The organism is Acidobacteriota bacterium, from assembly GCA_012517875.1.
GTDB lineage: Bacteria > Acidobacteriota > JAAYUB01 > JAAYUB01 > JAAYUB01 > JAAYUB01.
In genome coordinates this window covers 1-10,130 of the sequence record JAAYUB010000149.1, presented here as the reverse complement: position 1 = coordinate 10,130, position 10,130 = coordinate 1, and the positions used below count along the sequence as shown (strand labels likewise).

Sequence of the window (10,130 nt, the reverse complement as noted above, 5' to 3'; positions counted from 1 at the left end):
GGGATCATCCTCGAGGCCGGCCCCTACGTGCGCGAGCTGGCGTCCGAGAAGGCCGGCCGCAAACTCTTCCCCGCCGATGGCGCGCCCTATGTCAAGGAGGTGTCCGACCAGCGGGCCGTGGATCAGGGGATCATCCTCGAGGCCGGCCCCTACGTGCGCGAGCTGGCGTCCGAGAAGGCCGGCCGCAAACTCTTCCCCGCCGATGGCGCGCCCTATGTCAAGGAGGTGTCCGACCAGCAGGCCATGGATCATGGGATCGCGCTTGAAGCCGGACCGTATGTGAGGCAGTTGGCCGAAGTTTGGGAAGGGACCAAATGCGTCCTGCCGGACGCCGGCCCCTATGTCCGGGAGCTGTCCGAAGCACGCTCGGCGCGCGACAGCGCCCGGGAACCCGGCGTGGCGTCCGTCACCGGCGGCGGCTGGCCGGGCGGCATCGACGAATCGCTGCAGGATTTGGCCCGGATGGACCCGTTCACTCCTGATGGCGTGGGCAAACTGGCCCGGCTCAGCTATCAGCTGGGCGCCCTGGACGGCTTGCAGCGGGTGGTGGGCAACCTGCTGTCCCTGGACGAGCGGCTGGACATCCGACGAGGCGACCGGGAGGTTTGAGTGATGTTCCGGGTGGCGCTGGTCAACATGCCGTGGATCACCGCCAAGCGGGGATCGATGGCGCTGGGCATTCTGGAGCGGGTGTTGCACCGGCACCACATCCCGGCCGAGTCGTTCTACCTGAATATCCGGCTCGCCGCATCGATGAATTTGAAAATTTACGAGACGATCTCTGACGCCCCGCTGATCGGCGAATGGCTCTTCGCCCAGCATCTATTCGGCCCCTACGGCTCCGGTGAGCTGGACAACAGCGCCGCCGCCGTGATCAGCCGGGACGGCCCCGAGCTCCTGGACCTGGGCCGCGGTCGCCGCATCGGCTTCGACGGGATCGTCCGCGACATCCTGCCACCCTTCATCGACGATTGTCTTGAGCGGGTCCCCTGGAGCGACTTCCCCGTGGTGGGATTCACGTCCGTGTTCACCCAGCACGTCAGCTCCCTTCTGTTGGCCAAACGGATCAAGGAACGGCATCCGACGACGCTGATCGTGTTCGGCGGGGCCAACGTCGCCGGCGTGATGGGGCTGGAAACCTTGCGGGCGTTCCCCTGGGTGGACTACGTGGTGGAGGGAGAGGCCGAGGAGTCCTTCCCGCAGCTGTTGCGAAACATCCAGTCCGGCCGGCTTTACGATCCGGTCCCCGGCGTCTCCTGCCGTCGTGACGATCGGGTGATCCCCGCCCGGGAGCAGCCCCCGCTCGTGGACATGCGGCAGGTACCCATCCCCGACTACACCGCCTACTATCGTGCGCTGCAAGAGGAAGGTCTGGCCGACCGCGTGCGCCCCCTGATCCAGTTTGAAAGCGCGCGTGGCTGCTACTGGGGTGAAAAGGCGCAGTGCGCATTCTGCGGGATGAACGGCCGGCGGATGACCTTCCGCACGAAGCCCGGCCGGCGGGTAGTCCGCGAGTTGCGGGTGCAGGCCCGGCGCCATCACACCCTGGATTTCGAGGCGGTGGACAACGCCTTCGCCCCGTCGTTCTTCGACGAGCTTGTGCCGCGCCTGGACTGCCGGCGGGACGGCTTGAAAATCTTCTACGAGGCGCGGGGACTCATGACCCGGCAGCAGATCCGCCGGCTGCGGGACGCGGGTGTCTGCAATCTGCAGATCGGGATCGAGTCACTGCACCCGGACCTGCTCCGGCGGTTGCGGAAGGGCACCACGGTCATCCAGAACCTGCAGACACTGAAATGGTGCGCCACGTTCGGCGTGTCGGTGAGCTGGAACTTTCTCTTCGGAATACCGGGGGAAACCGCGGCGCACTACCGCGAGATCATGGATCTCCTTCCGTCGCTGACCCACCTTGATCCGCCGCAGGTGGTCGCCCGGGTCATCCTGCAGCGCTACAGCCCTTACTTCGCCGACCCGGAGCGCTGGGGGATCGCCGGGTTCAGCCCCAAGCGCCTCTACACCCACATCTACCCGGATAACCGGGTCAACCTGCGGGATCTGGCCTACCACTTCTCCTTCACCCTGCGGCAGGAAGGGGAAAACCCGGCGACCTACATCGGTCCGGTGGCCCGGGCCATCCAGCACTGGAAGGACACCGCCTTGCTCCGCTTCATCCACTTCACCTGCCGCAAGGGACCCGGCTTTGTCCTGTTGAAGGACAACCGTCCGCTGGGCCGGCCGCCGGATTCCGAGGAGAGGACGGCGGTGCTGGACGGATTGGCCGGCCGCGTGTTCGAATTCTGTGAGTCGATCCGAACGCTGCCCGAGATCGCGGCCTTCGCCGCTGCCGGCAATGGCGGCGCAAACACCGCGGCTCGGGTCCGCGACGTGCTGGCCGAACTTGTCGGCCGCAACTACATGTATACCGAGCGCAACCGGTATCTCAGCCTGGCGGTACCGGAATTTCCGACGTCTTGAGCAGCGGTACCGCCGGCCGGCGGTACCGGGATGAGTTCCCGGTTTTTGATGAGGAGGAACGATGGCTGACGCGGCGCAAACCAAACGGAACCGGTTCCTGAAAGGTGAAATCACCCTCGACGAGGCCCTCGACATGACCCCGACACAGCTCGCCGCCTTGTTTCACACGGGACATGCCCTGGTGGAACAAGGGCGCCTGGCGGAGGCGCGGATGATCTTCGAGGGGTTGGCGGTGCTCGATAGCGGAAACGCGTTGGTCCACGCCATGCTGGGCGTCATCTTCCATAAATTGGGACGCCCAGCGTCGGCGGTCGGCGAATACAACCAGGCCCAGGCGCTGTTGCCGGGCGACATTCAATCGCTGGTCAATCGCGGCGAGATTTTTCTCAAGCACGGTCTATTGGAGAAGGCCGCCGCCGACCTTCGCCTGGCCGTCAGCCGCGACCCGGACTGCCGCCATCCCGCCGCCAACCGCGCCCGCCTGCTGCTCGGCCTGCTCAAGGAGGCCGTGGAGACCGCCGAGCAGCGGGGGCTCGACGCGGTCACCGAGGCCAAGAAGCGCTTCGACCTGCAGCTGGGCAATCCGAGGGGTTGAGACGCGGGACCGGCCGGGGCGCTCAGGTCATGCGGCCGCTGGTGCCGGACGTCCGGACCAGCGACAGCGGTCCGCCGCAGCGGCCGCACCGGCCGACGCCGTCGTAGGCGGGATCGTCGTCGAGGCGGGCGTAGTTGTAGTTGAGCCCGCCCACCGGGAACGGCGGGTGGACTGATTCATAAAGCGCGCCGCACCGCAGGCAGATGTAAGCTTGACCCGCCACCTGATCGCGAGCCGGTTCGGAATTCAACGTGTCCGGCAGGCGTCGTGTCGTCGGCGTTTTCTTCGGCATCGGCGATCTCCTCTCCGCCGGTTTATCCTACCAGAATCGGAACATCCGCGCAGGTGAATTTGCATTTTCGGGCCGCCGGATGGTGTGAGCCGAATGACGGCCGATGGCCGCGCCGGGGCTGCAACTCAAATCTCGCCTGCCGCCCGTTGCGGGAAGTCCGCCGGAAGTTTATACTGATCGAAGCATCGAATGGGAGGCTGACATGCGCACATTGTCCATCGTGTTGCTGCTGGTTGTGCTGGGCGCATCCGCATCCGCCGCCGGCCCCGCCTTGGAGAAAGACCGCTTCGAAACGACGGCCGGTCCGTTGACCATCACCTTCATCGGCCACGGCACGTTGTTGATGCAGCTGGGCAGCCTACGGATTCACGTGGATCCCTGGAGCCGGCTGGCCGACTACGCGACGATGCCCGATGCCGATCTGATCCTGATCACCCACCATCACGGTGACCATCTGGATCCGGCCGCCATCGCCGAAATTCGGACGCCCCACACGGCGGTGATCACTTCCGCGCGTTGCGCCGACCGGCTGGAGTGCGTTACGGTTATGGCCAACGGCGACGCGCGCATGGTGAAAGGCGTTTACGTCCAGGCCGTCCCGGCTTATAACATCAAACACAAGCGGCCGAATGGCGACCCCTTCCACCCGCAGGGCGAGGGGAACGGTTACGTGCTCACCTTCGGCGACACCCGCGTCTACATCGCCGGCGACACCGAATACATCCCCGAAATGGATCTGCTGGCCGGCGTCGACATCGCGTTCCTCCCCGTGAACCTGCCGTACACCATGACGCTGGAGATGGCGGTCGAAGCGGCGCGGCGGATCCAGCCCAAGGTGCTGTATCCATACCATTTCGGGGACACCGACATCGCCAAACTTCCGCCGCTGCTCGCCGATGTGCCGGGCGTCGAGGTCCGGTTGCGGCGCATGCCCTGACACGCCGCCGGTCCGGTCGGCGGGCGCGGATGAACCTCCTGCAGCACGGCTCATCTAACGGAGTGAGAAGGCCCGTCGGAATACCGGGGCCGGCAACGGAGGTGATAGTCATGAGGCGCACCCGTCTGGTCCTGCTCTCCCTGATTCTGTCGCTGGGCGCAGTGCTTGCCGGCGGCACCGCACCCAGTCACCACGTCCTGCTTCGATTCGACATGGCGCCCACGTTACTCGTCTCCGCCGGCGCCGATCTCCGGCTCCAACTGGTGATCATCAACCTGGACGGCCATGTGGCCTTTCGCGAAACGGCCTCGCTGGCGGCCTCCGGCCGCAGTTCGGACAACGTCCTCACGTACGAAAAATTGGTCCTGCTCCCGCGCGGCGAATACCTGGTTGAAGGTCTGTTTTTCGATCCCGGCCGTGACGGCTGGGAGGTGGTCGCCGCTTCCATCCGGCTGGACAAAAAAAGTCCCCGCGAGGTGGCCGTCCGCCTGAGCCTCGATCAGTTGTCCCAGACCGGGTACCGGTCCCGTCGGCGGGTGCTCGAGTTCAACCCCGACCGGCTGGGTCGGCTCTTTTTCGACCACATGCTGTGGGACCGGATCCGGTACGGCTCTATTCGGGAGACCGAGGAGTGGGGCAGCGTGTTCGCCCGGATCAAAATGCTGGCGGCTGATCTGAATTTCTCCCCGTTCGCCCAAAACTGGCAGAAGCAGACCGCCTACGCGCCCCCCGACTTCCTGCTGCCGTACGTGGTCGCCGACCGAATCTTCGACATGACCGTGCGGGCGGACAACCTGCGCTTTCTCCAGCGCGAGATGCAGCGCTCGGGCTCGCCCGGCGGTCCCGATCCCCGAAGGGTTTTCACCGCCATGGATGACGAAGCCGGCGATTTCATGGCCTCCTACCGCCGCCTCAACATGGCGGAGCTGTTCGGCGGGTCTTGGGACAAGTCGGCGTTTAAGACGGAGAGCCTCCGCCTGGACGGCTCGGCGTGCCGCACGCAGTTGGCCGAACTGATCCCGTGGCTTTGGACTGCCGTGGAGCGGAATTTTTACACGGCTAACCAGCGCGTCTCCACCGAGCGGCTCGCGCTCGAAGACCCCGGCGTGCTCGCCGAAAAGATACGCCTCGTCGCCGATCGCGCCGCCGACCTCCCCTCCCGAACCAAGACCCGCGACTGATCACCCGGTCACGCGCCGTTTCCATGTAGGCTCGCGTTCACGGACGCGTTGATTTATCGCGTCCGATCCGCTAGAGTAGCAGGATCCGAACCACGAGGAAGCACTCATGAGGATTCACGCTACATGCCGAGCCGCGCTGATTCCGCTGCTGGTGATGTGGTGGTCCGCCGCCCCGCAGAGCGCGAATCCCGCGGTCGGAGCCACTCGATTTGACCTGGTGAACGACCAAGTCGTCCTCACCATCCGCCTCGAGGACGGGCGCCTGGTGGAGGACCGCCTGGAGGCCCGCTCGTCCTGGTCGGCGGCGGGCCGGCCGCTGCCGTCGATCGCCACCGACGCCGGTTTCGCGCTGGAACTGATGTGGACGGACTGGCAGGCGCCGGACCAGGCGGCCAACGCGGCCAATCCAACGATGGTGCGGGCGAACGATCTGGTGCTCAACAGGCAGGACCGCCGGCAGGACGCCGATGGCGGCGTCAAACTGGAACTCCTGTTCCGCGATGCCGCCGGCAGCCTGGAGGTCCGTCTCACCTACCGGCTGGATGCGGATGCGTTTTTTTTCCGGCGGTCGCTGGCCGTGAGGCAGCTCAAGGGCGCGCCGCACTTCCTGCGCTGGATCTGGGTGCGGGACAGCCGCCTCGGCGACGCCGCTCTGACGCTCAAACCGGGCGGGTTCGGCCAACCGGTCGCCGTCCGCTGCGGCGACGGCGGGGCATTCTTCGGTCTGGAGTACCCGGCGGCTGAAAACGCAGCCGTCTCGACGGCCGACAACCGGCCGGTGGTGCGCTGCGGCCAGGAGATGGGTGTGCGCCTGGGTCCGGAGTGGACCGAGGGGGCTCCGGCTGTCACCGGCCTGGCCCCCGACCCCAACATCAAACTCTGGTTCTGGAAATACCTGGAGGCGATTCGGGTCGCGCCGCTGCGCCCGTACCTTCTCTACAACACCTGGTACGATGTCCGTGCCCCGGAGATGGTCAAGGAGCCCGGCCGGGTGATGAACGAAGCCAACCTGCTCCGCATCATCGGGCAATTCAAATCGGAGATGGTGAAGAAGCGCGGGCTCACACTCGACGCCTTTGTCCTGGACGACGGCTGGGATGTCTACCGCAGCGACTGGATGCTCCGGTCCGCCGAATTCCCCAACGGCCTGGCCCCCATCAGGGACGCGCTGGCCGAGCTCGGCACTCGGCTCGGCATCTGGTTCGGTCCCACCGGCGGCTACTCCCACCGCGACTGGCGGATCGGCTGGATGCGGGAACACGGCTACGAGACCGTGGGCGACCAGTTCTGCCTGGCCGGTCGAAATTACGGGCGGATGTTCCGACAGCGTGTCACCGACCTGGCGGCCAACGACGGCATCGGCTACTTCAAATGGGACGGCATCCAGTTCAGTTGCAGCGAACCGGACCACGGCCACCCCGTCGACATTTACTCGCGGCGCGCCGTGGTGGAAAGCGTCGCGGCGCTCGGCCGGGCCGTGCGGGCGAAGGACCCGGAGATGTTCCTGAACATCACCTCCGGCACCTGGCTCAGTCCGTGGTGGCTCCTCTACGCCAACCAGATCTGGATGCAGGGCGAGGATTACGGCTGGGCGGACGTGCCCTCCATCAGCCGGCGGGATGCGGCCATCACCTACCGCGACACCGTACTCCACGAGGATTACCGCCGCCACGACTACTGGTTTCCCCTGGCCAACCTGATGACCCACGGCATCATCAAGGGCCACCTGCAGAAGCTGGGCGGCGAGGCGGAGGCGCTGGACAAGTTCACCGACGAGACGCTCATCTACGTCGCCCGCGGCGTCAGCATGTGGGAGCTGTACATTTCGCCCGATTTGCTCACCGACGGCGAATGGGAGGCGATGGCCCGCTCCCTGCGCTGGGCGCGCGATCGCTTCCCCGTGCTCACCCAGACCGAGATGGTGGGCGGCGATCCGTCCCGCGGCGAGGCCTACGGGTACGTTCATTTCAAGGACCGCCGGGGGATCCTCGTCGCCCGCAACCCCGTCATCACCGCCCAGGCGCTTCGGACGGAGCTGGCGCCGGCGTACGGTCTGGACCCGGAAGCGAACACGCTGGTGCTGGAACGGGTATACCCCACGCGCTGGGTGTCGCCGAACCTGTACGCCGCCGGCGCCGCGCTCACCCTCCCGCTGGATGGCTTCGAAACGGCGGTGTACGAAATCTACCCGCTGGCGGAGGCGCCCGGCCCGCTCGTAGCCGGCGCCGTGTTCGAAGCCGCCGACGACCCGGCGTCGGCCGGCGTCCTGACGATGTATCCCGCTACGGGCGCACCCCGCCTGTTGAATCCCGAGCGCGTCGTGCGGGCCCGGGTGGACGGCCGGATCGTTCAACCCCAGGCGCTGGGCATAACCGACGGGGACAGCCTGCCGGAGGCGGTCCACCGAACCGCGCTGGAATCCTGCGGCCCGGGTCGTTTCGCCGCGCGCCTCGAGCTGGATTCCTCGGTGACGACGGCGGAGCTGGCGGTGCGCCTCACCCCGGCCGAAGCCGCGACGGAGCACGCCCTGCCGGCGCTCGCCGCGACCGTGGATGGTCGGGAGTCCGCCGTGCGGTCCGAAGCGCAGGCCGGCCGGTGGGCATGGCACACCGTCACCCTTCCGGCCGGCGCCCGCGCCGTGGAGCTGCAATTGCGCGCCGATCCGAAGTCGGCCGGCTGGTCCGGCACGGCGTCCGTGTGGGTGGTCTTCCGCCAGCGCCTGGGGAAAGCTGTCACGCTCGACCTCTCGCCGACCGGCCCGGTCCGCCCGCGGCCCATGCCGCCTCGACCCTGGCCGTCCGGCGAGATCCGCCGCAACGTGCCGCTGGGCGAGGTGGCCATCACCCTGCCCTGAAGGTTCGGCCGCGGCCGCGCCGCCGGTCGCGGGCTGGACATGGATTCTTGTTGCGCAAGGAGACGACCTATGCGTTCCGTCGTGGCGATGTTCCTGATACTGGCAGCCGCCGAAGCCGCGTTCCCTCAGTCCGGCATGAGAGCGGCCGCGGCGGAACCGGCACTGGTCCCCCGCCCCGCACAGATTCAGATGGACGCGGGCATGTTCGCCTTGAGCCGGTCCACGCGCCTCGTCACCGACTCGGGCGACCGCGAACTGCGCCGCATCGCCCGGACGCTGGCCGTCCCTCTTGGTCGCGCCGCCGGCGGCAAGCTCACCATCACCGACCGGCCGCCCAAGGCGGGAACAGCATCCGTCATCCGGCTGACCCGGCAGAACGCGCGGCCCGAACTCGCGCCCGAAGGCTATGAGTTGGAGATCCGGGCCGACGGCGTCCTGCTCCGGGCGCCGACGGCCGAGGGCATCTTCCGCGGCGTGCAGACGGTCCGCCAGCTCCTCCCGGCCGCCGCCGAGTCCGCCGCGACCGGCAAACCGGGGCCGACCGCACTGCCCTGCCTCCGGATCACAGACCAGCCGCGCTTCGCCTGGCGGGGATTGCTGCTGGATTGCTGCCGCCACTTCATGAGCAAGGACTACGTGAAGCATGTCATCGACTCCCTGGCCTACCACAAATTGAACCGCCTCCACTGGCACCTGACCGAGGACCAGGGGTGGCGCATCGAGATCAAGGCGTTCCCCCGGCTCACCCAGGTGGGCGCCTGGCGGGGCGAGGGCGCCGAGCGGTACGGCGGCTTCTACACCCAGGCCGACATCCGCGAGATTGTGGCCTATGCCAAGGAGCGCTACGTCACCGTGGTGCCCGAGATCGAGATGCCGGGCCACTGCACGGCGGCGCTGGCGGCGTATCCTGAATTCTCCTGCACCGGTGGTCCCTTCGCGGTGACCCACCGCTGGGGTGTGTTCGACGACGTCTACTGCGCCGGCAACGATGCCACGTTCCGTTTTCTGGAAACAGTGCTCGACGAGGTGGCGGCGCTGTTTCCCGGCGAGTACATCCACATCGGCGCCGACGAATGTCCCAAAACACGCTGGCAGGCCTGCCCGAAGTGCCAGGCGCGCATAGCGGCCGAAGGACTCAAGGACGAGGCGGAACTGCAGAGCTGGTTCATCCGCCGCATCGCCGCGTACCTGCGCGGCAAGGGGAAACGAGTCACAGGCTGGGATGAGATCATGGAAGGCGGCCTGGCCGAGGGCGTCACTGTGCAGTACTGGCGGGGCTGGCTCGGCGAGCGGATCGTGGCCGAGGCGGCCGCCGCCGGCAACGACGTAATCGTCTCGCCCACCAGCCACTGCTACATCGACTACCCGTGGTCCGTTATCGACTTGGCCAAGATCTACAGCCTGGAGCCCGTTCCGGCGGGAATGCCGCCGGAGCACGCGGCGCGGGTGCTGGGCGGAGAGGCCAACATGTGGGCCGAGTACGCCCCGCAGCCGGCGGTGGACGGCAAGGTGTTCCCGCGATTGGCCGGCCTCGCCGAGGTGCTCTGGTCGCCCCGGGAGGCCCGCAACTGGGCGGATTTTTCCAGCCGGATGAACGGCCACTATGACCGCCTGGCCGCGCTGGGGATCGCCGCCATGGTGCCGCCGCCGCGGCTGGAGACCGACGGCGCGGACGGCGGCCCGGTGACCGTGACGCTCGCCACCGCCGTCCCGGGCGCGGTGGTCCGCTACACGCTGGACGGCACCGCGCCGCACCCCGACTCACCGTCGGCGGCCGGCCCCATCCGGCTGGACCG

The 10,130-nt window shown here is 67.4% G+C and carries 8 protein-coding genes; 7 read left to right on the top strand and 1 reads right to left on the bottom strand.

Annotated elements, in window-relative coordinates; genetic code table 11:
• From GX414_15040 to GX414_15030, 3 genes are all read left to right on the top strand, one after another.
• A partial coding sequence (locus tag GX414_15040; protein ID NLI48417.1) for a hypothetical protein occupies positions 1 to 609 on the top strand: 609 nt, incomplete at its 5' end.
• Positions 610 to 2,475: a RiPP maturation radical SAM protein 1 gene (locus tag GX414_15035; protein NLI48416.1), complete on the top strand. Its 1,866-nt coding sequence runs from the start codon at positions 610 to 612 to the stop codon at positions 2,473 to 2,475.
• A 61-nt stretch (positions 2,476 to 2,536) separates the two neighbouring features.
• On the top strand, positions 2,537 to 3,070 hold the full coding sequence (locus tag GX414_15030) for a tetratricopeptide repeat protein (GenBank protein ID NLI48415.1): 534 nt from the start codon (positions 2,537 to 2,539) through the stop codon (positions 3,068 to 3,070).
• A 22-nt stretch (positions 3,071 to 3,092) separates the two neighbouring features.
• On the opposite strand, the gene GX414_15025 is transcribed toward GX414_15030, so the two are convergent.
• Positions 3,093 to 3,362, bottom strand: coding sequence for a hypothetical protein (locus GX414_15025; protein NLI48414.1), 270 nt, complete (start codon positions 3,360 to 3,362; stop codon positions 3,093 to 3,095).
• A 202-nt stretch (positions 3,363 to 3,564) separates the two neighbouring features.
• Here GX414_15025 and GX414_15020 point away from each other — a divergent pair, with 202 nt between their 5' ends.
• The 4 genes from GX414_15020 to GX414_15005 form a co-directional block, all read left to right on the top strand.
• Positions 3,565 to 4,299, top strand: coding sequence for an MBL fold metallo-hydrolase (locus tag GX414_15020; GenBank protein NLI48413.1), 735 nt, complete (start codon positions 3,565 to 3,567; stop codon positions 4,297 to 4,299).
• A 110-nt stretch (positions 4,300 to 4,409) separates the two neighbouring features.
• Positions 4,410 to 5,480: a hypothetical protein gene (locus tag GX414_15015; protein ID NLI48412.1), complete on the top strand. Its 1,071-nt coding sequence runs from the start codon at positions 4,410 to 4,412 to the stop codon at positions 5,478 to 5,480.
• Positions 5,481 to 5,586: 106 nt separating this feature from the next.
• On the top strand, positions 5,587 to 8,334 hold the full coding sequence (locus tag GX414_15010; protein NLI48411.1) for a hypothetical protein: 2,748 nt from the start codon (positions 5,587 to 5,589) through the stop codon (positions 8,332 to 8,334).
• Between the two features lie 69 nt (positions 8,335 to 8,403).
• Positions 8,404 to 10,130, top strand: a 1,727-nt coding sequence (locus GX414_15005) for a family 20 glycosylhydrolase (GenBank protein NLI48410.1), incomplete at its 3' end; no start/stop codon positions are given.

Bases quoted from the DNA above. Each gene is read 5' to 3' on its own strand.
- GX414_15020 (NLI48413.1), top strand. From the start codon at position 3,565: ATGCGCACATTGTCCATCGTGTTGCTGCTGGTTGTGCTGGGCGCATCC.
- GX414_15030 (NLI48415.1), top strand. From the start codon at position 2,537: ATGGCTGACGCGGCGCAAACCAAACGGAACCGGTTCCTGAAAGGTGAA.
- GX414_15015 (NLI48412.1), top strand. From the start codon at position 4,410: ATGAGGCGCACCCGTCTGGTCCTGCTCTCCCTGATTCTGTCGCTGGGC.
- GX414_15025 (NLI48414.1), bottom strand. From the start codon at position 3,362: ATGCCGAAGAAAACGCCGACGACACGACGCCTGCCGGACACGTTGAAT.
- GX414_15010 (NLI48411.1), top strand. From the start codon at position 5,587: ATGAGGATTCACGCTACATGCCGAGCCGCGCTGATTCCGCTGCTGGTG.